Source organism: Serratia odorifera (genome assembly GCF_041448735.1).
Classification (GTDB): domain Bacteria; phylum Pseudomonadota; class Gammaproteobacteria; order Enterobacterales; family Enterobacteriaceae; genus Serratia_F; species Serratia_F odorifera.
Genome location: NZ_JBGMUT010000004.1, coordinates 291,718 through 316,454 on the forward strand (window position 1 = coordinate 291,718; position 24,737 = coordinate 316,454).

Here is a 24,737-nt window from a genome sequence, read left to right on the forward strand (position 1 = left end):
CCAGGGTTGTCCCGGCGGGATAGGTACGAACTTGATGTAGGGTAGCGGCGGTTATGCCTGGCTTGGCAACAACGCCGCAGGGACTAACGCCGTCAGATGACCGGCCGCCAACAGCAGGCTGGCGGCTTCAATGTCGGGGGCGAAGAAACGATCCTTGTCGTAATAACTGACGTGTTCGCGCAGCAGGCGGCGTGCCTGTTCCAGCCCTTCGGTGCTGTGCAGCCCTTTGCGCAGATCCAGCCCCTGGCAGGCGGCCAGCCATTCCACGGCGATAATGCCGCGTACGTTGTCGGCCATTTCCCACAGTCGCCGACCGGCGGCTGGCGCCATCGACACATGATCTTCCTGATTGGCCGAGGTCGGGATGCTGTCGACGCTGGCCGGGTGCGCCAGCGCCTTGTTTTCACTGGTCAGCGCCGCGGCAGTCACCTGGGCTATCATAAAGCCGGAGTTCACCCCGCCGTTGTCCACCAGGAACGGTGGCAGTTGCGACATGTGTTTGTCCATCATCAGTGAAATGCGGCGTTCGGCCAACGAGCCGATTTCCGCCAGCGCCAGCGCCAGATTGTCTGCGGCCATCGCTACCGGCTCGGCGTGGAAGTTGCCACCGGACAGTACGTCGCCCTGTTCGGCGAACACCAGCGGGTTGTCTGACACCGCGTTGGCTTCAACTTCCAGCACTTCGCTGGCCTGGCGGATCTGCGTCAGGCAGGCGCCCATCACCTGCGGCTGGCAGCGCAGGGAGTAGGGATCCTGCACCTTGTCGCAGTTGCGATGCGAATCGGAGACCTCGCTGCGTTCACCCAGCAGGTGACGGTAAGCGGCGGCGGCGTCGATCTGACCGCGCTGGCCGCGTACGTCATGAATACGTGCATCAAACGGGCTGCGCGAGCCCAGCGCCGCTTCCACCGTCAGGCTGCCACACACCGTGGCGGCGGCGTACAGATCTTCGGCATCAAACAGGCCGCGCAGCGCAAAGGCGGTAGACACCTGGGTGCCATTCAGCAGCGCCAGGCCTTCTTTGGCCGCCAGCGTCAATGGCTTCAGCCCGGCCTTCGCCAGTGCGGCGTCGGCGCTCAGCCATTCACCCTGATGGCGCGCCTTGCCTTCGCCCAGCAGCAGCAGGCTCATGTGCGCCAGCGGCGCCAGATCGCCCGATGCGCCGACCGAGCCCTTCAACGGAATGTGTGGATAGACCTCGGCGTTGACCAATGCCATCAACGCTTCGATCACTTCACGACGAATGCCGGAAAAGCCGCGGGACAGGCTATTGATCTTCAGCACCATGATCAGCCGTACCAGATTGTCGTCGGTTGGTGCACCGACGCCGGCGGCGTGCGACAGCACGATCGAACGTTGCAGGTTTTCCAGATCCTCGCGCGCAATACGCGTCGAGGCCAGCAGACCAAAGCCGGTATTGATGCCGTAGGTCGTGCGGTTCTCTTCGACAATGCGTTCAACGCAGGCCACGCTGCGATCGATCGCCGCATAGGCGCTGTCCGGAAGCTGGAGTTTTACCGGCTGTTGATACACTTCGCGCAGTTGCGATAGCTGAAGTTTGCCTGGGCGGATAATCAAGGTTTTCATGCTTTGTTCCCCTGAGTCGCAGCGATCATCGGCAGGTTCAGGCCCTGTTCGCGCGCGCAGTCGATGGCGATGTCGTAACCGGCATCGGCATGACGCATTACGCCGGTAGCTGGATCGTTATGCAGTACGCGGGCGATGCGTTCGGCGGCTTCGTCGCTACCGTCGCAGACGATCACCATGCCGGAATGCTGTGAAAAGCCCATGCCGACGCCGCCGCCGTGGTGCAGTGAAACCCAGGTTGCGCCGCTGGCGGTATTCAGCAGGGCGTTGAGCAGCGGCCAGTCGGAAACGGCGTCGGAGCCGTCCTGCATGGCTTCGGTTTCACGGTTCGGGCTGGCGACCGAGCCGGAGTCGAGGTGGTCACGGCCGATAACGATCGGTGCGGAAAGTTCGCCGCGGCGCACCATCTCATTGAACGCCAGGCCCAGCTTGGCGCGTTGACCAAGGCCAACCCAGCAGATACGTGCCGGCAGCCCCTGGAAGCTGATGCGCTCGCGGGCCATGTCCAGCCAGTGGTGCAGGTGCGCGTCGTCCGGGATCAGCTCTTTGACCATGGCGTCGGTTTTGTAGATGTCCTGCGGATCGCCAGACAGCGCAGCCCAGCGGAACGGGCCGACGCCACGACAGAACAGCGGGCGGATATACGCCGGTACGAAGCCCGGGAAGTCAAAGGCATTGTCGACGCCCATTTCTTTGGCCATTTGACGGATGTTGTTGCCGTAATCGAAGGTCGGAATGCCCATTTGCTGGAACGCCAGCATCGCCTGTACGTGCTCGGCCATCGATTGCTTGGCGGCCTGTACGACCCGCGCCGGTTCGCGCTGCGCGCGTTCACGGTATTCTTCCCAACTCCAGCCTTTTGGCAGATAGCCGTTCAGCGGATCGTGGGCGCTGGTTTGGTCGGTCACCATGTCCGGGCGTACGCCGCGTTTCACCAGCTCCGGCAGAATGTCTGCCGCGTTGCCGCACAGAGCAATGGACACCGCTTTACCGTCGGCGGTATAGCGTTTGATGCGCGCCAGCGCGTCGTCCAGATCGTTAGCCTGTTCGTCGACGTAGCGGGTCTTCAGGCGGAAATCGATGCGGCTTTGCTGGCATTCGATGTTCAGCGAACAGGCGCCGGCCAGCGTGGCGGCCAGCGGTTGCGCACCGCCCATGCCGCCCAGACCGGCGGTCAGAACCCAGCGGCCCTGCAGCTTGCCGTCGTAATGCTGACGGCCGGCTTCGACGAAGGTTTCATAGGTGCCCTGTACGATGCCCTGGCTGCCGATGTAAATCCAGCTGCCGGCGGTCATCTGGCCGTACATTGCCAGGCCTTTGGCATCCAGTTCGTTGAAGTGTTCCCAGGTGGCCCAGTGGGGCACCAGGTTGGAGTTGGCGATCAGCACGCGCGGCGCGTTGCTGTGGGTCTTGAACACGCCGACCGGTTTGCCGGATTGCACCAGCAGCGTTTCGTCGTCTTCCAGCGTTTTCAGGGTAGCGACAATTTTGTCGTAGCAGTCCCAGTCGCGGGCAGCTCGGCCGATACCGCCGTATACCACCAGTTCGTGCGGGTTTTCCGCGACCTCCGGATCGAGGTTGTTCATCAGCATGCGCAGCGGTGCTTCGGTCAGCCAGCTTTTTGCGTTTAGTGTTGTGCCGCGAGGCGCGCGTACATCGACGTTGCGAACTTTGTTATTTGCAGTCACAGCTTTTTCCTCAAACAGTATCGGTACAGATTGCATGACGCGGCTGGGTTAGTGCCTCGTCGTAATGGTGCGTAGGGTTTATTAACATATACTTGTATGTACAAGCATATGCAACATCAAGGGCGAAATACCGAAAAATAGCATAAGAAAAAATTATTAATGTTTAAAATCAGTGGGTTGTTTTTGTTTTTTCCACCGTTGGCTGCGGGGGAGCCGCCAGGAATAGTGAGCTATTCAACAAAATCGAATTAAAATCGCGTCATTTCTGAGCGTTAAGTCACAATAATTTTACATATGCATTACAGATTGTGGCGGGATATCAGTAAAGCGTATCGCTGGCGGTAACGGGCGCACCCTCTGCGCCCGTTCGCGGCTTAGCTGGCTGGTTGCAACAGCGGGCGACGCGTCATCTTGAACACGGTGGCGATGGCGGCGACCAGCGCCGGCACGCACAGGAACATCAGGATGCTTTGCACCTCCCATTGCAGTGCCAGCAGTTGCGCGCCGGTTAAGGTACCGGCTACGCCGCCAAAGCGCCCAATGCCCTGCATCCAGGCGATACCGGTAGCGCGGCTATGGGTAGGGTAATAGGTGGCCGCCAGCGTTTGCAGCCCGGACTGCGCGCCGTTCATCGCGATGCCCATCAGGAAGATCAACGCCCCCAGCAGTACGATATGACGGTCTTCCATCGCCATGGCCGCGATCAGCAGCGCGGTGACGACAAAGCCGCTCGACACCACCTTATGCGCATTCCAGCGATCCATCAGCCAGCCGGCGATCAAAATGCCTAGCGTACCGCCAAAGGTGAACAGCGAAGTCAGCAGCGCGGATTGTTCCAACTGGTAACCCAGACCCTGCATCAGGATCGGCATCCAGCTGAGCAGTACGTAGTAGATCACCAGCCCCATAAAGTAGGTGATCCATAGCATCAGGGTACCGACCAGGTACGGGCCGCTGAACAACAACCCAACGCTGGTTTTCGAGGTGGCCAGTTTTTCTTCGTACAGCAGGAAGTGGGTGACATGACTGATGTTCTGGCTGACAAAGCGCTGGGCGATGCGCTTGATTTTTTGCGCATCATGGCCGCGATTGACCATATATTTGACCGATTCCGGCAAAAACAGCACCAGCAACACCGTTAGCACCAGTGGAGCAATGGCGCCCAGCAGCAGCACGCTGTGCCAGCCGTACGCCGGAATCAACCAGGACGAGATGGCACCGCCCCCCGCCGCGCCCAGCGGAAAGCCGCAGTACATGGTGTTGATCGCCAGCGACCGACAGCGCTGCGGCGCGTATTCAGAAATCAGCGTGATGGCATTGGGCATCGCCGCACCCAGGCCCAGGCCGGTAAGGAAACGCCACAGCGTCAGGCTGTTCAGCGAACCGGCATAGGCGGTGGCCAGGCTGGACAGCCCGAAGAACAGACAGGAAAACACCAGCACCCGCTTGCGGCCGATGCGGTCAGACATTGGCCCGGCCACCAGGGCGCCGAGCGACAGACCTAACAGCGCGGCGCTCAGCACCGGCCCGAGATCCTGTTTGACGATACCCCAGTCTTTTGCCACCGACGGCGCAATGTAACCCATTGCTGCGGTGTCGAAGCCGTCAATTGCCAGGATCAGAAAGCCGAGGATAATCAGGGTCCAGTGGAATAACGAAAACCTGCTGTCGTCAATTGCCTGCTGGATATTCAACTCGCTGGAAAATGCCATAGTCCCTCCCGGCCCGCCATGCCGTTAGTTGCAGGGGAATTGCCTGCAAGCCGCTTGATGTGGGCCTGTTTCACGGTTGTTGTTGTTACCGGAACGCACGCCCGGCTTGTGTTTGCATGTCTATACATCTGGGCGTCGGCGAGCAAAAATGTCAAATACATTTATCTTATCTGTTGCTTGTTTGTTAGATTTTGCGAGGCGGTCGATCTTCTGCTGCGCGATTTGGTCGCCGCCGTGGAATCTGCGATAATCACGCTTTATCCTTCCGAATTGAGAAACCGATGCAGTACCCGATTAATGAAATGTTCCAGACCTTGCAGGGTGAAGGTTACTTCACCGGCGTTCCGGCTATTTTTATCCGCCTGCAGGGCTGCCCGGTGGGATGCAGCTGGTGCGACACCAAACACACCTGGGAAAAGGAAGCCAATCGGGAAGTGGACATGCAGCGGATCCTGGTCAAAACCGAAGAAAGCGACGCCTGGGGCAGCGCCACGGCAGAACAGCTGCTCGAGGTGGTGCAACGGCAGGGTTACACCGCGCGCCATATCGTCATCACTGGCGGCGAACCCTGCATTTATGATTTGATCCCGTTGACCAAACTGTTCGAACTTAACGGCTACGCCTGTCAGATCGAAACCAGCGGCACCCATGAGATTTTGTGCACGCCAAGCACCTGGGTGACGGTTTCACCCAAAGTGAACATGCGTGGTGGCATGAAGGTATTGGAGCAGGCGCTGATGCGCGCCGATGAAATCAAGCACCCGGTGGGGCGTCAGCGTGATATCGAAGCGCTGGATGCGCTGCTGGATACGTTGAACGATGAGAAGCGGCGGATTATCGCCTTGCAACCGATCAGTCAGAAAGACGAGGCCACCCGACTGTGCATTGAAACCTGCATCGCCCGCAACTGGCGGTTATCGATGCAAACCCATAAGTATTTGAATATTGCTTAACAGTGCAGGGCGTCGAGCCCAAAAATAATGGCCGTGGCATCGGTGCGGGCGGCGCTCACCGATGCCACGTCAAGTAGCAAGGGATCAGCCTTTATACACGCAGCCAGCGGTACAGGTTTCCTTGACCATCACGGCACTCAGTTCCGGCAATTGCGGTTTCAACTGCTGCCAAATCCAGGCGGCGAGCACTTCGCTGGTGGGATTTTCCAACCCTGGAATATCGTTCAGATAATGGTGATCCAACCGTTCCCAGACGGGAGTAAACACCGCTTTAAGTTCGGCAAAATCCATTACCCAACCGGTATAGGCATCGACCTCACCGGTCACTTCCAGACGCACCATAAACGAATGCCCATGCAGACGGCCACATTTATGCCCTTCCGGCACGTGCGGCAAACGGTGTGCGGCTTCAAACTGAAAATCTTTAAACAGCGTGGTTGCCATTATTACGGCCTCATTGACTCAAAAACCGGCGAAGTCTACCGGAAATGTACGCCGGGGGCTATCAGCTTGCCGTTTTATTCAAAGGTTCCTCGTACCAGCGGCTCGCCGTGATGCAGCATCAAACGCCCCTTTGCCCACAGCGAACAGGGCTGCAAGGCGTCATCCAGCAGCAGCAGGTCGGCATCTTTACCGACGCCGATCTCGCCCTTGTCTTGCAGTTTCAAGCGCCGAGCGACGTTGGATGCCACCAACGTCCAACATTGTTCGAGCGGCAGATCGCCGCTGAGATCGCGAATTTCGTCCAGCAGGCTGCCGAAACCGGCGACCGCCATGCCACAAACATTGCCGGCGTGGTCAAAGGCCGGAATGCTGCCGTTGCCATCGGAGCTGAGCGTCAGTTGCCCCAGTGGGATCCCCTCGTCCAGCGCCTCCAGTACCGCCTCGCTGGGTTTTACTGCGCCACGGGCGCCCAGATGCGGGCTGATCCCCGAGGTTAGATCGAGATTGACACCGTCCTGCCTGGCCAGGCGCATGGCATGCCGCCACAGGTGCTGCTGCCGATTGACGTGGGTAGGCAAGAAATGCCCGAGCGGCACCTCGCAGCGGTCGCGAATTTCTTCCAACGGCGTCAGGGCGGCCTGCGCGTTGCCCATATGCATCACCACCAGCCCCGGTTTCTGCGTCAACAAGGCTGCCGCGCGAGCCTGGGTCGCGATATGGATCAGCGCCTCGCAACTGGGTTGTGAAGAACGATGATCGGAAATCGCCGTTTTCACCCCCAATATCGGCTCGATAAAGGTGATGTCATCGCGTATCGACCCGGTGACGGTAATGGTCGGCACCTGATAGGAGCCGGTCAGCATCCAGGCGGAAATGCCTTCGTTACGCAGCCCCATCACTTTGGCGAACAGCGACTGTACGTGGCGCGTTACGCCGTCGGTGCCGAGCAGCCCCATCACGCTGGTAATACCACAACGCAACAGCTGTGACAGTTGCACTTCCGGCGTGCGGGTGTGGAACCCGGCTTCGCCGCCGCCGCCAATCAGATGGACATGCTGGTCGATCAACCCCGGCGCCAGCAGACGATCGCCGGCGTCAAAGCGTTGGCAAGGTTGCAGCGCCGGCGCTGACAAATCCGCACCGATGGCCAGAATCCGGCCCATGCCGATCAACAGCTGCTGGCGTTGAATACCGTGTTCGGTCAGCAGCCGGGCGTTTTCGATCAGGCTGTAGCTCATTACATCCACCCCCGTTCCAGCAGTTGGCAGGTTTCCTCAAGGCCGGTCTGCCAGATGCGCTGCATATCGTCGTCGCTGCGTTGATATTCGCCGCCATAGTTGCCATCGCCGATATACGCCTTCACCGCGCTGGCCGGCAGCTGCGCCAGTCTGGCAACCTCGATGGCCGGTTTTTCCTGCTGCGGCATGGCGACGCCGGCTAGACGCGTCCAGGGGAAATTCTCCATCCACGAGGCGTGGGAGGCATTGGCGGAAAAGCTTTTCACCAATCCCATCACTTTTGGCGCAGCCCACCAGTTGTGCAGCTGCACGCGCGCGTCGTCATGCTGGTTGAGCCAGTTATGGATCTGTACCTGTACCGGGCTGTTGCCGCCGTGGCCATTGAGCAGAAATATACGGCGAAAACCGCTCTGGTACAGGCTGGAGAGCAGATCCTCCAGCAGCGCGTTATAGGTTGCCGGTCGTAAATTGATGGTGCCGGGGAATTGGCTGAAATAGGGGGCCATACCGAACGGCAAGCCGGGATACACCGCAATGCCCAGTCGTTCGCCGGCCTGTTCAGCCAGCCGGGAAGCCAGCAGGTGGTCGGTGCACAGGCTGAGATAGGCGTGTTGTTCGGTGCTGCCGAGCGACAGAATAACCCGATCGTCACGAGCGAGGTATTCCTGTACTTGAAACCAGTTCATTTCACTGATTTTCATTATTATCTCCTTGAAGAGCCAGGTGCTGGCAATAGTGATGCCAGGCGGGACGCAAGATTTCCCGCAGATAGCGGGGTTCCGGGGTATGGCGATATTCAAATACGCTGCTGGACGCCGGCAGCAGCGGTTGCAAATGGCTGTGACAACCGGTGCTGTAAATGATGGTTTTGTGGCTTGCCAGCGCCGCCGTCAGACCTTCATCTTCCAGCGCGGCGATGGCTATCTGGCCAAGATGCGGCGCAAAGGTTTTTACCCCTTCCAGCATGGCAGGCAGGAAGGCCTGATAGCGTGAAACCAGCAGCACCGAGCTATCGGCGCTGAGCTGAGCCAGCCGGGTACGGGTATCTTCGGCAGGGATCAGGTACGGGGCAAATACCGGCGTCTGTGGATCAATGCGCTGGCGCAAGCGCGGGATACAGTGTGGAATGGTCAGCCAGAACTGATAGCTGGCCAGTTTGTCCGCTGCCAGTTCGGCGAATTCGCGGAAGGTATAGGTATCGACCTGCTGCTGGTTGCCCAGAACGTCGCAGATGCTGGCGATATAACTGCGATTGATACGGTTGGAATTCCCCACCATCGCCATGCGCAGCGCGACGGGGGGAGCGGTGGCCGCCTGCATCTGATTCAACGCACCGATAAAGAACGACTCCGACAAGCCTAGCCGCGCGGCATCCTGCAACAGTTGTTGAAAGCGCTGGTGTAGCTGGCTGACCTGATCTTCATGGACCATCTCCTGCCGGTTGCGCACGACATAGGTTCCTTTGCCGGCGATGGTTTCGATCAGCCCCATGCTCTTCAGGGTTTGATAGGCATGGCTGACCGTCAGTTGCGCTACCCCCAGTTGTTTACTGAGCGCGCGCACCGACGGCAGCGCGACATCATGGCGATAGGTACCGGCCATGATGCCGTATTCGATGGCCCCGACGATCTGCGTTTGCAGCGCAATGGGCAAGTTCTTGTCGATGTTGATAATGCAGGCCTCGGTTATTCGGTTGGGGTTACGGTTGCCGGTGCGCTCCGTCGGGCGCGTGCGGCACACAATGCTGTCAGATCGTCAAAGTGACGCCTGAGAGTAGCATCGCTGCTTGGGCGGGTGAACAGGCTGACCAGCACCATCACCAGCATGGTAAAACTCCAGCAGACAATCAGCGGATCAAAGCCGAACGCCAACTGCGGGAACCACAGTTTCATCGCCACGTAGGCCAGCTCGCCAAGGATCACCGAACTGATGGCTGCCGCGAGCGTGGCGCGCTTCCAGTACATGCCGAGGATCACCGGCGCCACCCAGATCCCAAGGCCGCCGAAGGCAAAACGGATCAGAGCGAAGATCCCTGCCGGTTTGATAATGCCGATGGCGATGGCGGCGATGCCCAGCAGCACCGTTATCCAGCGTGACAGACGCAGGATCTGATCCGCAGAGGCCCGCGGCCGGAAAACGTTCTGATAGATGTCGCGAGTAATACCGCCGGTGGCGACCACCAGCAGCGCTGAAATGGTCGACATCCCTGCAGAAACGATGCCGGTGATCAACAGTGCGGCGATCCATGGCGACAGATTCTGTTGCAGGATCACCGGCACGATAAAATCGGTTTCCTGCCCGCTCAGACCGCTGATAAAGGTGGCGGCATTGACGCCGGACCATTCAATCATGGTCGCCGAGAACAACATGCCCAGGGTGCCGAGGATCACCGCTTTAAACATGGTTCGGTAGCTGTTCATGGTGAAGAACTTGGTAAACAGCGTCGGCTGGCCGATGGTGAAGAAGCTCCACATTACGATCATCGACACATAGGTTTGCCAGGGGAAGTCGCCCTTGGCTCCGGGATGGGTCAGATGGCTGGGCATCTCGGCCGCCAGTTTGCCGGTGATCGCTTCCATGCCGCCGCCAGCATGGACCGACACCACAAAGGTGACCACGGCGGTGGCGATCATCAGCCCTCCCTGCAACACGTCGGTCATCATGGCGCCGGTCATACCGCCGGTCATACAGTACAGCACCACCACCACGCCCATCACCACCACGCCGATCCACTCCGGCAAGCCGGTAAAGGTATTGAGGATCACCCCGGCACCGACCGTTTGGGCACCCATCATGGCGATCAGAAAGATCACCATCATTACCGCGTGTACACCGCGAATGGCGGTGGAGTCGTAGCGGTCGGACAGGTAGTCGCTCATGGTCATCATGTTGTAGCGACGGCCCATCAGCATCAGTTTGCGGCCGACGAACAGCACTGGCACGATCATGGAAAATGCCAACCCCGGTACGGATACGCTCATGCCGGCAAAGCCGGTGCTGTAGGTCATCGCCGGCACCCCCATAAAGGTACTCATGCTGTACTGGCTGGCGAAGTAGGCAAAACCGCCGACCAGCGCGCCGGCTTTGCCGCCCATCACCAAAAAATCACTCAGCGATTTGGTGGCACGCGCGGCGTACCAACCGATGCCGCCAAGTAGCAGCAGAAACAGGATCAGCGTGGTGTAAAACGGTATCGGCTCCGGTTGCAACAGGGTCGCGAGATGACTGTTCATGGCTGCTCCTCGTCGATGTTGCCCTGATATTCCGGGCGTTTCAGGCACTGCCAGGCGAACAGAATAATCAGCGCCGATACTGTTATGCCATGTATTAGCCAACCGAAGATGAATGTTGGAATCCCTAGCCAGCCTGGTTGGTATTGCGTGTTAAAGAAAAATGGCAACGGCAGCATGATCAGCAGATACATAAACATGAAGATATAAAACCATTTTCTTTCAAAACAGTTGCTTATTATGTCCATTACTTTCCCTTATCGTTGTGTTTGCGTATAAGAAAATCAGGTCGTGGAATAATTTATTGTTGTATTGAGTGTTATATTTTTTTATAACGGCAGTGCAAAATAACAACACTTTTTTTGGCAAGTCAAGGAGCCGCGATGACTTTTCCACCCTTTGCGCGCCGGGTGCCGTTGTTAAACGCCACGCTGACTGAACAAGAGGACCTCTGTGCTCGCCGTTGGTTGGCACCGGCGGATGATAGGGCGATGGCACCCGCAGCACAGGTGCAGGCGCTGCATCGGCAGATTGGCGAGATCTGGCAAACTGACGGCGTAGCCAGCTTTATGGCCGGGCGTGCGGCGTTGTATGCGGTGATCCGCACGCTTGGCTTGCAGCCGGGCGATCGCGTGCTGATCCCGGCGTTTACCTGTCAGTGTGTGACCAATGCCTTTAGTTATAACGGTATCGAAATAGCGTTTGTCGATATCGAGGCTGACACTTTTGGCATCAGTGCGGCGGCGATGGCACAGGCGATCACGCCCAATACCAAAGCGGTCATGATTCAGTACAGTTTTGGTCTGGTGTGCCGCGATCTTGATGCGTTGCTGGCGCTGGCGCGTGCGCATCGGCTATGGGTGATAGAAGATTGTGCGCATGCCACCGGCGCGCGCTACCGCGGGCAATTGCTCGGCAGCTTGGGTGATATCGCCTTTTTCAGCAGTGAACGTTCCAAGGTGGTCAATACCATCCACGGTGGCTGGGTAATTACGCATTCGCCGGCGTTGCAACAACGACTGCAACAGGTGTATGCCGCCAGCGCCGACGCCGAGCCTGTCTTTATACGGCGTCTGTTGCACACGTTGCGCCATGCGGTGGCGATAGCGCGGGACGGCCAGGCGGCGGCGGACGCCGGTTGGCCGCTGGAGCAACGTGTACCGCAAATGCAGATTGCCGAATTAAGCGGTCTGTTCAGCCCGCAATACCGCTGGCGGATGGCCGAACCGGTCGCCGAGCTGCTGCGTCTGCAATTGAACCGGTTGCCGACGTTACTTGAGCGACGCCGGCGCGGTGCGGCCTTTTGGCAACGCTGGGCTGCGGCCCATGGTTACCGGCTGCCGCTCCACATTGCGGGAGCAGAAAACAGCTGGCTGCGGTTCCCGTTACTGCTATCAGCGCAACAAAAACAGCGGCGTGACAGTCTGGAACGGCAGTTGAATGTGGAAGTTGGCGTGTGGTTTACCACGCCGATGCATCCGCAGCCGCTGGTGTTGGCTGACTGTCCAGTGGCGATGAGCGCGGCGGCAAGTTGCGTTAATTTTCCCACCTGGCTGCCGGAATAACCGGCGCCTGTTACCGGTCGTCTAACGCGTCGGCGGCCGGCCGTAGTGGTTAAATTCTTATCTTTCATATTGTTATATCCATCTTATGATTACCACTTTTAGCGATAAACAATACCCGCAAAAGCACTTAGCTCATTTGGTTATTAATTATTTCCATCACTTCTTTAATTGTTATGATTCCACTCGGTAACCTTACCTTCCTACCTTTTAAATGAACTATTTTTGCCCGGTTGCAGCGGGTATATATAACGGAATTCGTGACGCAATGACCACTCAGGCTCCTCCTACATCCTTGCTCCCGCTGACGCCCGATCAGCTGGCGAGCCTGCAAGCTGCCATCGGTGATTATTCGCCGACGCAGCTGGCGTGGCTGTCCGGCTACTTCTGGGGAATGGTGAATCAACAACCTGGCACCGTGGCGCTGCCGGCCGCACCTGCCGCAACGGCGGCCAGCATTACGCTGATTTCCGCTTCGCAGACCGGCAATGCGCGTCGCCTGGCGGAACAGCTGCGCGACGATCTGCTGGCGGCCAAGCTCAGCGTCAACCTGGTCAATGCCGGCGATTACAAATTCAAGCAGATCGCCCAGGAGCGACTGCTGATCGTCGTGGCTTCCACCCAGGGTGAAGGCGAACCGGCGGAAGAGGCGGTGGCACTGCACAAGTTCCTTCACTCCAAGAAAGCGCCCAAACTGACCGATACTGCGTTTGCGGTGTTTGGCCTGGGCGATACCTCGTATGAAAACTTCTGTCAGTCGGGCAAGGACTTCGATGCCAAACTGGCGGAGCTGGGGGCGGAACGTCTGGTGGAGCGCGTCGACGCCGACGTGGAATATCAAGAGTTGGCCGTTGCCTGGCGCAAGCAGGTGGTATCGGTATTGAAAGCGCGCGCGCCGGCGGAAAATGCCGCGCCTGGCACGCTGGCCAGCGGTGCGGTCGATGTGATCGACAGCAGTCCGTACAGCAAAGAACAGCCTCTGACGGCGCAGCTGGCGGTCAACCAAAAGATCACCGGTCGCCATTCGGATAAAGATGTGCGGCACATCGAGATCGATCTCTCTGACTCCGGGCTACGCTACCAGCCGGGCGATGCGCTTGGCGTATGGTTTGACAACGATCCGGCGCTGGTGGACGAACTGGTGCAACTGCTGTGGCTGAAAGGCGACGAGCCGGTGGCGGTGGAAGGCAAAAACCTGCCGCTGGCCGACGCGTTGCGCAGCCATTTCGAGCTGACGCAGAACACTACGCCGATCGTCGAAAAATATGCCGCCCTGTCGCGCGACGAAAAATTGATCGCGTTGCTGGCCGACAAGGCCAAATTGCAACATTTTGCGCACAACACGCCGATTGTCGACATGGTGCGCCAGGCGCCGGCCGATCTTTCTGCCGAGCAACTGATTGGCCTGCTGCGCCCGCTGACGCCGCGTTTGTATTCCATCGCCTCTTCGCAGGCGGAAAACGAAAGCGAAGTCCACATCACCGTAGGCGTGGTGCGTTATGACATCGACGGCCGCGCGCGTGCTGGCGGCGCGTCCAGCTTCCTGGCGGATCGGCTGGAAGAAGACGGCGACCTGCGGGTGTTTATTGAACACAACGATAATTTCCGTTTGCCGGCCAACCCGGACACGCCGGTGATCATGATTGGCCCCGGCACCGGTATTGCACCGTTCCGCGCCTTCATGCAGCAGCGTGACGCCGACGGCGCCGCGGGCAAAAACTGGCTGTTCTTCGGCAACCCGCATTTTACCGAGGACTTCCTGTATCAGGTTGAGTGGCAGCGCTACGTCAAAGACGGTTTGCTGACCCGTATCGATCTGGCCTGGTCGCGCGACCAGCAGCAAAAAGTCTACGTTCAGGACAAACTGCGCGAACAGGGCGCGGAAGTGTGGCGCTGGATCGAACAAGGCGCGCACATTTATGTCTGCGGCGATGCCAATCGCATGGCGAAAGACGTTGAGAACACATTACTGGCACTGGTAGCCGAGCACGGTGGCATGGATACCGAGCAGGCCGATGAATTTTTAAGTGAGCTGCGCCTTGAGCGCCGTTATCAGCGAGATGTTTACTGATGAGTGACAAACACCCGGGGCCTCTGGTGGTAGAAGGCAAATTGGCTGATGCCGAGCGCATGAAGCAACAGAGCAATTTTCTGCGCGGCACCATTGCCGAAGATCTAAATGACGGTTTGACCGGCGGTTTCAATGGCGACAACTTTCTGCTGATCCGTTTTCACGGCATGTACCAGCAGGACGATCGCGACATTCGGGCCGAGCGTGCCGAACAGAAACTGGAGCCGCGCCATGCGATGATGCTGCGCTGCCGTCTGCCGGGCGGTATCATCAGTCCGCAGCAGTGGCTGGGCATCGACAAGTTTGCGCAGGAAAGCACGCTGTACGGCAGCATTCGTATCACCAACCGCCAGACGTTCCAGTTCCACGGTATTCTGAAGGGCAACGTCAAACCGGTGCACCAGTTGTTGAACAAGCTGGGGCTGGACGCGCTGGCCACCGCCAACGACGTAAACCGTAATGTGTTGTGCACCTCAAACCCGGTGGAATCCGCGCTGCATCAGGAAGCCTATGAATGGGCGAAGAAGATTTCCGAGCACCTGCTGCCGCGTACGCGAGCGTATGCCGAAGTGTGGCTGGATCAGGAAAAAGTGGCGACCACCGACGAAGAGCCGATTCTGGGCGCCACCTATCTGCCGCGCAAGTTCAAAACCACCGTGGTGATCCCACCGCAAAACGATGTGGATCTGCACGCCAATGATATGAACTTTGTGGCGATCGCTGAAAACGGCAAACTGGTGGGCTTTAACCTGCTGGTCGGCGGTGGCCTGTCGATCGAACACGGCAACAAGAAAACCTATGCGCGTCAGGCCAGCGAATTTGGCTACATTCCGCTGGAACATACGCTGGCGGTGGCGGAAGCCGTAGTGACCACCCAGCGTGATTGGGGCAACCGTACCGATCGTAAAAACGCCAAAACCAAATACACGCTGGAGCGCGTCGGCGTTGATACCTTCCGCGCCGAAGTGGAAAAGCGCGCCGGTATTACTTTTGAACCGATTCGCCCCTATGAGTTTACCGGCCGCGGCGATCGCATCGGTTGGGTCAAGGGGGTGGACAACCATTGGCACTTGACGCTGTTTGTTGAAAACGGCCGCCTGCTGGATTATCCGGGGCGTCCGCTGAAAACCGGCGTGGCCGAGATCGCCAAGGTTCATCAGGGGGATTTCCGTCTGACGGCCAACCAGAACCTGATCGTGGCCGGCGTGCCGGAAAGCGAAAAGGCAAAGATCGAAGCCATCGCACGTGAACACGGTCTGATCGACGACGGCGTCAGCGAGCAACGCAAAAATTCGATGGCCTGCGTGTCGTTCCCGACCTGTCCGCTGGCAATGGCGGAGGCCGAACGCTTCCTGCCGGCCTTTGTCACCAAGGTTGAAGGCATCATGCATCAGCATGGGGTCGGCGATGAGCACATCGTGCTGCGCGTCACCGGTTGCCCGAACGGCTGTGGCCGCGCGCTGCTGGCGGAAATTGGCCTGGTGGGCAAGGCCGTCGGCCGCTACAACCTGCATTTAGGGGGTAACCGGGCCGGCACGCGTATTCCGCGCATGTATCGCGAAAATATCAACGAAGACGAAATCCTGAAGGAGATCGACCAACTGGTCGGCCGCTGGGCGCAGGAGCGCAACGCGGACGAGGGCTTTGGCGACTTCACCATCCGTACCGGCATTGTGCGGCCGGTGGTGGATCCGGCGCAGGATTTCTGGGATTAATCGTGGAGGCAGACAAGATGGCTGAATTCGATCTGGCGGCGCTGAATGCGCTGCCCAAATCCGGGCAGGCGCTGGCGTTGGCCGAACTCAATGGGCGGCTGGAAAGCCTGTCTGCGCAACAGCGCGTGGCGTGGGCGCTGGAGCACCTGCCGGGCGAGTTCGTGCTTTCTTCGAGCTTTGGCATTCAGGCGGCGGTGTGCCTGCATCTGGTAACCCGCATTCGACCGGATATTCCGGTGATCCTGACCGACACCGGCTATCTGTTCCCGGAAACCTACCAGTTTATCGATCGGCTGACCGACAGTTTGCAGCTGAACCTGCAGGTGTTCCGTGCCGAGCAGTCGGCGGCCTGGCAGGAAGCGCGCTACGGCAAACTGTGGGAACAGGGCGTAGAAGGTATCGAAAAGTACAACCAGATCAACAAGGTCGAACCGATGAACCGCGCGCTGGAAACGCTTGGCGCGCAAACCTGGTTCGCCGGTCTGCGCCGTGAGCAGTCAGGCAGCCGTGCCAACCTGCCGGTACTGGCGGTGCAGCGCGGGGTGTTCAAAATGCTGCCGATCATCGACTGGGACAATCGGCAGATCTATCAGTATCTGACCGAGCACGGGCTGAGTTATCACCCGCTGTGGGAGCAGGGGTATCTGTCGGTGGGTGACACCCACACCTCGCGCAAATGGGAGCCGGGCATGAGCGAAGAAGAAACCCGCTTCTTTGGCCTCAAGCGTGAGTGCGGGCTACACGAAGGGTAAACCGATGCTGGCATGACGCTAGCTGCGCGTATGTGAAGGTAAAAAGGCCGCATTTGCGGCCTTTGGCTATTTTGTCTTCTGCGCGTGCGGATCCGGGTGCGCCTGCGCCAGCTCTTTGATCAGCGGCAGCAGGATCTGCACGCTGTCGCGGCTGCGTTTGTCGATGCGCCCAGGCAGGTAACGCTCCAGGTAGTTCAGGTTGTCGTACTGTGACTGATGCCAACTGGTGCCCTGCGGAAAGTGCGGGCTGATGGCGCGCTGCTGATAACCGTCCTTATCGCCCAGTGACCAGTTGGTGGCTTCCACGGCCAGCACCGGGATACCGGCGTTATCAAATATTTCCTGATCGGAACAGCAACCGGTGCCTTTCGGGTATTTTTTACTGCCTGGATTGATGGCGGCGGCGATGCCGTAGCGGTGGGCAATGTCCAGCGCGCGATCGCGGCTTTTCTTCGCCATCTGTGGCGGCGTCTGGCGACCGGCGTGGAAATAGAGCCTGTCACCGGTGATCAGGCTATCGAGATTAATCACCAGTACGGTGTTGGCACGCTCTTCCGGGCTCATGCGTTCCAGATAGTTTTTGGCGCCGAGCGAGCCCAGTTCTTCGCCGCTGGTGGCGAGGAACCGCAGGGTGTAGCCAGTCGGAATATCCTTTAACCGCTGCGCCAGTTCCAGCATTACGCCCACGCCGGAAGCATTGTCGTCCACCCCTTGCAGGGTCAGGCCACCCAGGTTGTTATCCACTTCGTCATCGCTGCGCGGCATATAGGTATCAAAATGCGCCATGATGATGATCTGTTTCTGCTGCTCGCCATTCTTTGCCGCAATCACCGAGTTAACCGCAACGTTATGCCAGTTTTCGCTGGCATTTTTATTCACATAGAGAAAACGGGTGTTGAAATTGCGGATGTTGCTCTGATAGCCCATCTTGGCAAACTGCTGTTTGAGGTAATCTGCCGTGAGCAGCTCCGCCGGGCTACCGGCCATGCGACCCGGGAAATAGGTGGCGATATGGCGAATCTGCTCGGCAGCGTATCTGCCCAGTGGGGCATCCTTGGCGTGCTGTGTTGCGGCCGAAACGCTGAAAACGCTGCAAAATGCCATGGCCAGCAGGCTGGTTTGCAGGCAAAAACGGGAAAACATTCCGAAAGTCCTTCTGTTTTGCTATCGGCGATGCCGAGTATTTTTTGTGGTTGCCAGTATGAAACGCCAGGGCGAATTACTCAATTTCCTGCGCTCTTAAATTTGCTCTGGCGCGCGCGTTGCGGTGGCCTTATTCCATTATCGCACTACTCATTCCTTTTCGTCATTTCAGAGGCGAAATCGTAGCCCGTATAGTCTCCCTATCTTTCTGTTATATGAAAAGGCTGTTGTGGACTATCTACCAATATTTGCCGATCTGAAACAACGCCCGGTGCTGGTCGTTGGCGGCGGTGAAGTCGCTGCACGCAAGGTGGAACTGCTTGCGCGCGCCGGGGCTGAAATACGGATAGTTGCGCAGTCGCTCTCACCCGAACTCGAACAACGTCGTCAGGAAGGGCGCATTCACTGGCTGGGGCAGGCTTTTGCTCCCGAACAGCTGGATGATGTGTTTCTGGTGATTGCGGCAACCAACGATAGCGCGCTGAACGCCACGGTGTATGCCGAGGCGGATGCGCGCCGGGTGTTGGCCAACGTGGTGGACGATCAGCCGCGCTGTTCGTTCATCTTTCCGTCGATCATCGATCGTTCACCGCTGGTGGTGGCAGTGTCGTCCAGCGGGCAGGCACCGGTACTGGCACGCATGCTGCGGGAAAAACTCGAGGCGCTATTGCCAGCCAGCCTGGGGCCGATGGCGCAACTGGCCGGTGGTTTTCGCCAACGGGTGAAACAGACGCTGGGAGCGATCGGCGCGCGTCGACGCTTTTGGGAAAAGGCTCTCAACGGCCGTTTTGCCACGCTGGTGGCTAACGGTCAGCAAGCGCAGGCCGAACAACAGCTGGCGCAGGATTTGGCGGCGTTTGCCGCCGGCAACGAAGGTGCACAGGGCGAAATAGCCCTGGTCGGCGCCGGGCCGGGCGACGTTGGCCTACTGACGCTGCGCGGGCTGCAGGTGATGCAACAGGCGGATGTGGTGCTGTATGACCATCTGGTCAGTGATGAGATCCTCGATCTGGTGCGCCGTGACGCGGATCGTATTTGCGTTGGCAAGCGTGCCGGCGCGCATTCGGTGATTCAGGAAGAAACCAACCGCCTGCTGGTGGAACTGGCGCAGCAAGGGAAACGCGTGGTGCGCCTGAAGGGCGGCGACCCGTTCATCTTCGGCCGCGGCGGCGAAGAGCTGCAGGTGGCGGCGGCGGCGGGTATACCGTTTCAGGTGGTGCCCGGCGTGACGGCGGCGGCTGGTGCCACCGCTTATGCCGGCATTCCGCTGACGCATCGCGATCATGCGCAAAGCGTCACCTTTATTACCGGCCATGCCCGTGCCGACGGCGACGGGTTGGACTGGGCCGATCTGGCTCGGGCGCGGCAAACGCTGGCGATCTACATGGGCACGATGAAGGCGGCGGATATCAGCCAGCGCCTGATGGCGCACGGCCGTGCGGCCGATACCCCGGTGGCGGTGATCAGCCGAGGTACGCGTGCCGACCAACAGGTGCTGACCGGCACGCTGCAACAACTTGAACAACTGGCCCAACGGGCGCCGCTGCCGGCTTTGCTGGTGATCGGCGAGGTGGTGCAACTGCACCATCAAATCGCCTGGTTTGGGCAACAATCTCAGACGGTTTCCCCCGTTGTGAATCTGGCTTAAGGATCTGTTATGGACGAAAAACGACTCACTCACTTGCGGCAATTGGAGGCGGAGAGTATCCATATCATCCGTGAAGTCGCCGCAGAATTTGGCAACCCGGTGATGCTGTACTCGATCGGCAAAGATTCCTCGGTGATGCTGCACCTGGCGCGCAAGGCATTTTATCCGGGTACCCTGCCGTTCCCGCTGCTGCACGTCGATACCGGCTGGAAGTTCCGCGAAATGTACCAGTTTCGCGATCGCACCGCCAAAGAGTACGGTTTCGAGCTGTTGGTGCATAAAAACCCGGAAGGGGTGGCGATGGGCATCAATCCGTTCGTGCACGGCAGCGCCAAACACACCGACATTATGAAAACCGAAGGCTTGAAACAGGCACTGAACAAATACGGCTTTGACGCCGCTTTCGGCGGTGCGCGTCGTGATGAAGAGAAATCACGTGCCAAAGAGCGTATTTATTCGTTCCGCGATCGCTTCCACCGCTGGGATCCGAAAAACCAGCGGCCGGAGCTGTGGCACAACTACAACGGGCAGATCAACAAAGGCGAGAGTATTCGCGTCTTCCCGCTGTCGAACTGGACCGAACTGGACATCTGGCAATACATCTTCCTGGAGAAGATCGACATCGTGCCGCTGTATCTGGCGAAACCGCGTCCGGTGCTGGAGCGCGACGGCATGCTGCTGATGGTGGATGACGATCGTATCGATCTGCAGCCGGGCGAAGTGATCAGCCAGCGTATGGTGCGTTTCCGCACCCTGGGCTGCTGGCCGTTGACCGGTGCGGTGGAGTCCGAGGCGCAGACGCTGCCCGAGATCATCGAAGAGATGCTGGTCTCTACCACCAGTGAGCGTCAGGGCCGCATGATCGACCGCGATCAGTCCGGTTCGATGGAGCTGAAAAAGCGTCAAGGGTATTTCTGAGGAGCCGCCGGATGAACAACGTAATTGCACAACAAATCGCTGAACAGGGCGGCGTAGAAGCCTATTTGCATGCGCAACAGCACAAGAGCCTGCTGCGCTTTCTGACCTGCGGCAGTGTCGATGACGGCAAGAGCACGCTGATCGGCCGCCTGCTGCACGATACCCGCCAGATCTACGAAGATCAGTTGTCGACGCTGCATACCGACAGCAAGCGTCTTGGCACGCAGGGTGAAAAACTCGATCTGGCGCTGCTGGTAGATGGATTGCAGGCAGAACGCGAGCAGGGCATTACCATCGACGTGGCATACCGCTATTTCTCTACCGAAAAGCGCAAATTTATCATCGCTGATACGCCGGGGCATGAGCAGTACACCCGCAATATGGCGACCGGCGCATCTACCTGCGATCTGGCGATCCTGCTGATCGACGCACGTAAAGGCGTGCTGGATCAGACGCGCCGCCACAGCTTTATCGCCACGCTGCTGGGCATCCGTCACCTGGTGGTGGCGGTGAACAAAATGGATCTGGTGGAGTACAGCGAAACGGCGTTTGAGCAATTCAAGCAGGATTACCTGACCTTCGCCCAGCAGCTGCCAAACGATCTGGATATCAAATTCGTGCCTCTGTCGGCGCTGGACGGCGACAACGTGGCCAGTCAGAGCGTCAACATGCCCTGGTACAGTGGCCCAACGCTGCTGGAGGTGCTGGAAACGGTGGACGTGATTGACCAGGCGCAGGCGCAACCGTTGCGCTTCCCGGTGCAGTACGTCAACCGCCCGAACCTCGATTTTCGCGGCTATGCCGGTACGCTGTCTGCTGGCGTGGTTCGGGTTGGCCAGCGTATCAAGGTACTGCCTTCCGGGGTGGAAACCAGCGTGGCGCGCATCGTCACCTTTGACGGGGATCTGCAGGAAGCGCTGCCGGGCGAAGCGATTACCCTGGTGTTGCAGGACGAAGTGGATATCAGCCGCGGCGACCTGCTGGTGGATGCCGCTGAAACGCTGCAGGCGGCGCAAAGCGCGCTGGTCGACGTGGTGTGGATGGCGGAACAGCCGTTGCTGCCGGGACAGAGTTACGACATCAAGGTGGCCGGCAAGAAAACCCGCGCCCGGGTTGAAAGCATTCGCCATCAGGTGGAAATCAACTCGCTGGCACAGTATCAGGCGGATACGCTGCCGCTTAACGGCATCGGCCTGGTGGAATTGACCTTCGATGAACCGCTGCTGCTCGATAGCTATCAGCGCAATCATGTGACCGGCGGGCTGATTTTTATCGATCGGCTAAGCAATGTTACCGTCGGCGCCGGACTGGTGCGCGAAACGCTGCAGCAGGCGCCGGCCGGCAATGGCGAGTTCAGCGCGTTTGAACTGGAACTGAATGCGCTGGTGCGCAAGCACTTCCCGCATTGGGGTGCACGCGACCTGCTTGGGGGCAAATGAGGTGACGGACGTTGAGCTGCGGCAGAACGAGCCGCAAGACGAAAACGTGGTCTGGCATCCGCATGCGGTAACGCGTGCGGATCGTGAAGCCGGCAATGGTCATCGTGGCGTGGTGCTGTGGTTCACCGGGCTGTCCGGCTCGGGGAAATCTACCGTTGCCGGCGCGTTGGAGCAGGCGCTGCACGCTCACGGCGTCAGTACCTATCTGCTGGACGGCGATAACGTCCGCCACGGGCTGTGCCGCGATCTCGGGTTTTCCGATGACGACCGGCGTGAGAATATTCGCCGCGTTGGCGAAGTGGCGAAACTGATGGTCGATGCCGGACTGGTGGTGTTGACCGCGTTTATTTCGCCGCACCGGGCCGAGCGCCGCATGGTGCGTGAACTGCTGGACGACGGGCAATTTGTCGAGGTGTTCGTCGACACGCCGCTGGCGATTTGCGAAGCGCGCGATCCAAAGGGGTTGTACAAGAAAGCGCGTGCCGGCGAGCTGCGCAATTTCACCGGTATCGACTCGGTTTATGAGGCGCCGGAAGCGCCGGATGTCCACCTGAAAGGCGAACAATTAGTAACAAAATTAGTTGCGCAATTGTTAGACGTGCTGCGTGGTCAGGCTATTATCAAACCCTGAATTCGAAAGAAGCGTGTGGCGCTCAAACGCCATGCGCTTTTTACTCTAAGCCGCCGCAGAGCAGGCTGAAAGATATGAATAACCAGGGATTATTATGCAAAATGTCTCGCCTATATTGATTGATTCAACACCGGAAAAAGAAGAACCCTCATATTCTTTCCTCGGCGGCGTCAGCGGCTTTGTCTTCTATTGGCTGGCGTTTGCGGTGCCGTTTATGGTTTATGGCTCTAATACCTTGTTTTTCCTGCTGTATACTTGGCCATTCTTCCTTGCGCTGATGCCGGTTTCGGTATTGATCGGTATTGTCTTCAGCATGTTGTTGCGTGGGCGCCTGATCTTCACGCTGTTGCTGACCGGCATTACGGTGCTGTGCCTGTTCTGGTTGGTGTTCAGTCTATTGACCGGTTGGTGAAATGCCGGGCGCAGGGTGGCGCCCGGAGAGATGTCAAAGCCGTGCGGTAAGTTACAAAACTTTGCTTAAGAACGCCTGGGTGCGCGGATTGCTCGGGTTGCCAAAGAGCTGCTGCGGCGTACCTTCTTCCTGAATAATTCCCTGATCGATAAACAGCACCCGATCCGCCACTTCGCGAGCAAAGGCCATTTCGTGTGTCACCACCACCATGGTCATGCCTTCGTGCGCCAGCGCTTTCATCACCGCCAGCACTTCCCCTACCAGTTCCGGATCCAGTGCCGAGGTCGGTTCATCAAACAGCATGATTTTCGGTTCCATCGCCAGCGCCCGCGCGATGGCGACTCGCTGCTGCTGGCCACCGGACAGGCTGGCGGGATAGGCGTCGATCTTGTCGAGCAACCCCACTTTGCGTAGCAGGGCTTCGGCGCGTAGCGTCGCGTCGGCACGAGATAGCCGTTGCACGTCCATCGGCGCCATGATGATGTTTTCCAGCACCGTCATATGCGGGAACAGATTGAAGCGCTGAAATACCATGCCAACGCTTTCACGCATTTTATTAAGGTTGGTCTTCTGATGATGGATGGCGAAGCTGTTGACGTCGATTTCGCCGCCGGACAGGGTTTCCAGTGCGTTGATGCAACGCAGCAGGGTGCTCTTGCCGGAGCCGGACGGGCCGATGATGCACACCACTTCGTTCGCGGCTATCTGACACGAAATGCCGCGCAGCACATGGGTTTCACCAAATTGCTTTTGCAGATTATGTACGCGAATCACTTTTACCGAACCTCTTTTCCATGTGTTGCACCATCAGCGAGAGCACGAAGGTGATGACCCAATAAACCAGTGAGATCGTCAGATAGGGTTCCCAATAGGTCGCGTAGGCGCCGGACACGGTGCGTGCGGCATAGGCCAGATCGGCCAGACCAATGGCGGAAGCCAGCGAGGAATCCTTGACGATGGCGATGGCGTTGTTGCCCAGCGGCGGCAGCATGCGGCGAAATGCCTGCGGCAGGATCACCTTGCGCATGGTTTTACCGTAACTCATGCCCAGCGAGCGGGAGGCTTCCATCTGGCCACGATCGATTGACTGGATGCCGGCGCGGAATATTTCCGACACGTAGGCACCGGCATTCAGCGTAATGGCCACCACGCAGGACAGAAACGCGCCGTAATCGGAGCGCAGCGCGCGGGCGAAATCACTGCTCATGATGCCGCTGGTGACCAGCAGACCGTCGCGCGGGTTGATAAACAGCGGCACCAGGGCAAAGTGCACGACCATAATCTGCACGAATAGCGGTGTACCGCGGAAGGCGCTGATGTAGATGCGCACCGGCCATTGCACACCATAGTGCAAAATGTGTTTCCAGATGCCGTGCGGTGCCTGCGCCAGTCGACCGAGGCCGAGGATAAGCCCCCAGGTGGTGCCCAGTAGCACGCAGATCAGGGTACATTTGATGGTCATCCAGGCGCCTTCCATAAACAGCGGTGCGTACTCCTGGATAATCTCCCAACGGAAGTTCAAGGTTTGATCCTTATTTAATGTTAAGACGACTGCGGGGCGTCATCCTGGCGGCGAGCTGTGCTCAATACCAGG

22 protein-coding genes are annotated in these 24,737 nt (G+C 58.6%); 10 read left to right on the forward strand and 12 right to left on the reverse strand.

Going from position 1 to position 24,737, the window contains the following annotated elements:
- Window positions 1-51: 51 nt before the first annotated feature.
- The 3 genes from hutH to ACCC84_RS13815 form a co-directional block, all read right to left on the reverse strand.
- Window positions 52-1,587, reverse strand: coding sequence for a histidine ammonia-lyase (gene hutH / locus ACCC84_RS13805; protein ID WP_004955288.1), 1,536 nt, complete (start codon window positions 1,585-1,587; stop codon window positions 52-54).
- Window positions 1,584-3,275, reverse strand: coding sequence for a urocanate hydratase (hutU, locus tag ACCC84_RS13810; RefSeq protein WP_039991137.1), 1,692 nt, complete (start codon window positions 3,273-3,275; stop codon window positions 1,584-1,586). The genes hutH and hutU overlap by 4 nt, the downstream gene beginning before the upstream one ends.
- Window positions 3,276-3,649: 374 nt before the next feature.
- The gene (locus ACCC84_RS13815; RefSeq protein WP_004955282.1) at window positions 3,650-4,987 is read right to left on the reverse strand and encodes an MFS transporter; all 1,338 of its coding nucleotides are present in this window, start codon (window positions 4,985-4,987) and stop codon (window positions 3,650-3,652) included.
- A gap of 281 nt (window positions 4,988-5,268) precedes the next feature.
- Between ACCC84_RS13815 and queE the strand changes: the two genes are divergently transcribed.
- On the forward strand, window positions 5,269-5,940 hold the full coding sequence (gene queE / locus ACCC84_RS13820) for a 7-carboxy-7-deazaguanine synthase QueE (RefSeq protein ID WP_004955279.1): 672 nt from the start codon (window positions 5,269-5,271) through the stop codon (window positions 5,938-5,940).
- 84 nt (window positions 5,941-6,024) lie between these two features.
- Here the strand turns inward: queE and queD are convergent, their stop codons facing one another.
- From queD to ACCC84_RS13850, 6 genes are all read right to left on the reverse strand, one after another.
- Window positions 6,025-6,384 carry a 6-carboxytetrahydropterin synthase QueD gene (gene queD, locus ACCC84_RS13825; RefSeq protein WP_004955276.1) on the reverse strand — a complete coding sequence of 120 codons (360 nt, stop codon included), beginning with the start codon at window positions 6,382-6,384 and terminating at the stop codon, window positions 6,025-6,027.
- A gap of 74 nt (window positions 6,385-6,458) precedes the next feature.
- Window positions 6,459-7,622, reverse strand: a complete 1,164-nt coding sequence (gene iadA, locus ACCC84_RS13830) for a beta-aspartyl-peptidase (protein WP_004955273.1) — start codon at window positions 7,620-7,622, stop codon at window positions 6,459-6,461.
- Complete coding sequence (locus ACCC84_RS13835) at window positions 7,622-8,323, reverse strand: creatininase family protein (RefSeq protein ID WP_004955270.1); 702 nt, start codon at window positions 8,321-8,323, stop codon at window positions 7,622-7,624. Before ACCC84_RS13835 ends, iadA begins: the two co-directional genes overlap by 1 nt.
- On the reverse strand, window positions 8,310-9,362 hold the full coding sequence (locus tag ACCC84_RS13840) for a GntR family transcriptional regulator (protein ID WP_004955269.1): 1,053 nt from the start codon (window positions 9,360-9,362) through the stop codon (window positions 8,310-8,312). The genes ACCC84_RS13835 and ACCC84_RS13840 overlap by 14 nt, the downstream gene beginning before the upstream one ends.
- A complete protein-coding gene (locus ACCC84_RS13845) occupies window positions 9,308-10,855 on the reverse strand; it encodes a sodium:solute symporter family protein (RefSeq protein WP_198773298.1) in 1,548 nt (515 codons plus the stop codon). The genes ACCC84_RS13840 and ACCC84_RS13845 overlap by 55 nt, the downstream gene beginning before the upstream one ends.
- On the reverse strand, window positions 10,852-11,052 hold the full coding sequence (locus tag ACCC84_RS13850; protein WP_273871015.1) for a hypothetical protein: 201 nt from the start codon (window positions 11,050-11,052) through the stop codon (window positions 10,852-10,854). The genes ACCC84_RS13845 and ACCC84_RS13850 overlap by 4 nt, the downstream gene beginning before the upstream one ends.
- A 183-nt stretch (window positions 11,053-11,235) precedes the next feature.
- Here ACCC84_RS13850 and ACCC84_RS13855 point away from each other — a divergent pair, with 183 nt between their 5' ends.
- The 4 genes from ACCC84_RS13855 to ACCC84_RS13870 all read left to right on the forward strand — a co-directional run bounded on the left by ACCC84_RS13855 (window position 11,236) and on the right by ACCC84_RS13870 (window position 16,952).
- Complete coding sequence (locus ACCC84_RS13855; protein ID WP_004955263.1) at window positions 11,236-12,417, forward strand: aminotransferase class I/II-fold pyridoxal phosphate-dependent enzyme; 1,182 nt, start codon at window positions 11,236-11,238, stop codon at window positions 12,415-12,417.
- 265 nt (window positions 12,418-12,682) lie between these two features.
- Complete coding sequence (cysJ, locus tag ACCC84_RS13860; protein ID WP_039991134.1) at window positions 12,683-14,485, forward strand: NADPH-dependent assimilatory sulfite reductase flavoprotein subunit; 1,803 nt, start codon at window positions 12,683-12,685, stop codon at window positions 14,483-14,485.
- Window positions 14,485-16,200 (forward strand): assimilatory sulfite reductase (NADPH) hemoprotein subunit, encoded by a 1,716-nt coding sequence (gene cysI, locus ACCC84_RS13865; protein ID WP_004955256.1) that lies wholly within the window; start codon window positions 14,485-14,487, stop codon window positions 16,198-16,200. Before cysJ ends, cysI begins: the two co-directional genes overlap by 1 nt.
- 17 nt (window positions 16,201-16,217) lie before the next feature.
- Entirely contained in the window at window positions 16,218-16,952 is a 735-nt protein-coding gene (locus ACCC84_RS13870; protein WP_198773300.1) for a phosphoadenylyl-sulfate reductase, read from the forward strand.
- A gap of 66 nt (window positions 16,953-17,018) precedes the next feature.
- On the opposite strand, the gene ACCC84_RS13875 is transcribed toward ACCC84_RS13870, so the two are convergent.
- The gene (locus tag ACCC84_RS13875; RefSeq protein WP_004955249.1) at window positions 17,019-18,095 is read right to left on the reverse strand and encodes an aminopeptidase; all 1,077 of its coding nucleotides are present in this window, start codon (window positions 18,093-18,095) and stop codon (window positions 17,019-17,021) included.
- Window positions 18,096-18,324: 229 nt separating this feature from the next.
- Here ACCC84_RS13875 and cysG point away from each other — a divergent pair, with 229 nt between their 5' ends.
- From cysG to ACCC84_RS13900, 5 genes are all read left to right on the forward strand, one after another.
- On the forward strand, window positions 18,325-19,743 hold the full coding sequence (cysG, locus tag ACCC84_RS13880; protein WP_004955246.1) for a siroheme synthase CysG: 1,419 nt from the start codon (window positions 18,325-18,327) through the stop codon (window positions 19,741-19,743).
- Between the two features lie 9 nt (window positions 19,744-19,752).
- On the forward strand, window positions 19,753-20,661 hold the full coding sequence (gene cysD / locus ACCC84_RS13885; protein WP_004955243.1) for a sulfate adenylyltransferase subunit CysD: 909 nt from the start codon (window positions 19,753-19,755) through the stop codon (window positions 20,659-20,661).
- Window positions 20,662-20,672: 11 nt separating this feature from the next.
- Window positions 20,673-22,100, forward strand: a complete 1,428-nt coding sequence (cysN, locus tag ACCC84_RS13890) for a sulfate adenylyltransferase subunit CysN (RefSeq protein ID WP_004955240.1) — start codon at window positions 20,673-20,675, stop codon at window positions 22,098-22,100.
- Window positions 22,039-22,731 carry an adenylyl-sulfate kinase gene (gene cysC, locus ACCC84_RS13895; RefSeq protein WP_081445052.1) on the forward strand — a complete coding sequence of 231 codons (693 nt, stop codon included), beginning with the start codon at window positions 22,039-22,041 and terminating at the stop codon, window positions 22,729-22,731. Before cysN ends, cysC begins: the two co-directional genes overlap by 62 nt.
- A 94-nt stretch (window positions 22,732-22,825) precedes the next feature.
- The gene (locus tag ACCC84_RS13900; protein WP_004955234.1) at window positions 22,826-23,143 is read left to right on the forward strand and encodes a DUF3561 family protein; all 318 of its coding nucleotides are present in this window, start codon (window positions 22,826-22,828) and stop codon (window positions 23,141-23,143) included.
- A 51-nt stretch (window positions 23,144-23,194) separates the two neighbouring features.
- On the opposite strand, the gene ACCC84_RS13905 is transcribed toward ACCC84_RS13900, so the two are convergent.
- Both ACCC84_RS13905 and ACCC84_RS13910 read right to left on the reverse strand, forming a co-directional pair.
- Entirely contained in the window at window positions 23,195-23,917 is a 723-nt protein-coding gene (locus tag ACCC84_RS13905; RefSeq protein ID WP_371901997.1) for an amino acid ABC transporter ATP-binding protein, read from the reverse strand.
- Window positions 23,901-24,620, reverse strand: a complete 720-nt coding sequence (locus ACCC84_RS13910) for an amino acid ABC transporter permease (RefSeq protein WP_050763140.1) — start codon at window positions 24,618-24,620, stop codon at window positions 23,901-23,903. The genes ACCC84_RS13905 and ACCC84_RS13910 overlap by 17 nt, the downstream gene beginning before the upstream one ends.
- Window positions 24,621-24,737: the final 117 nt, after the last annotated feature.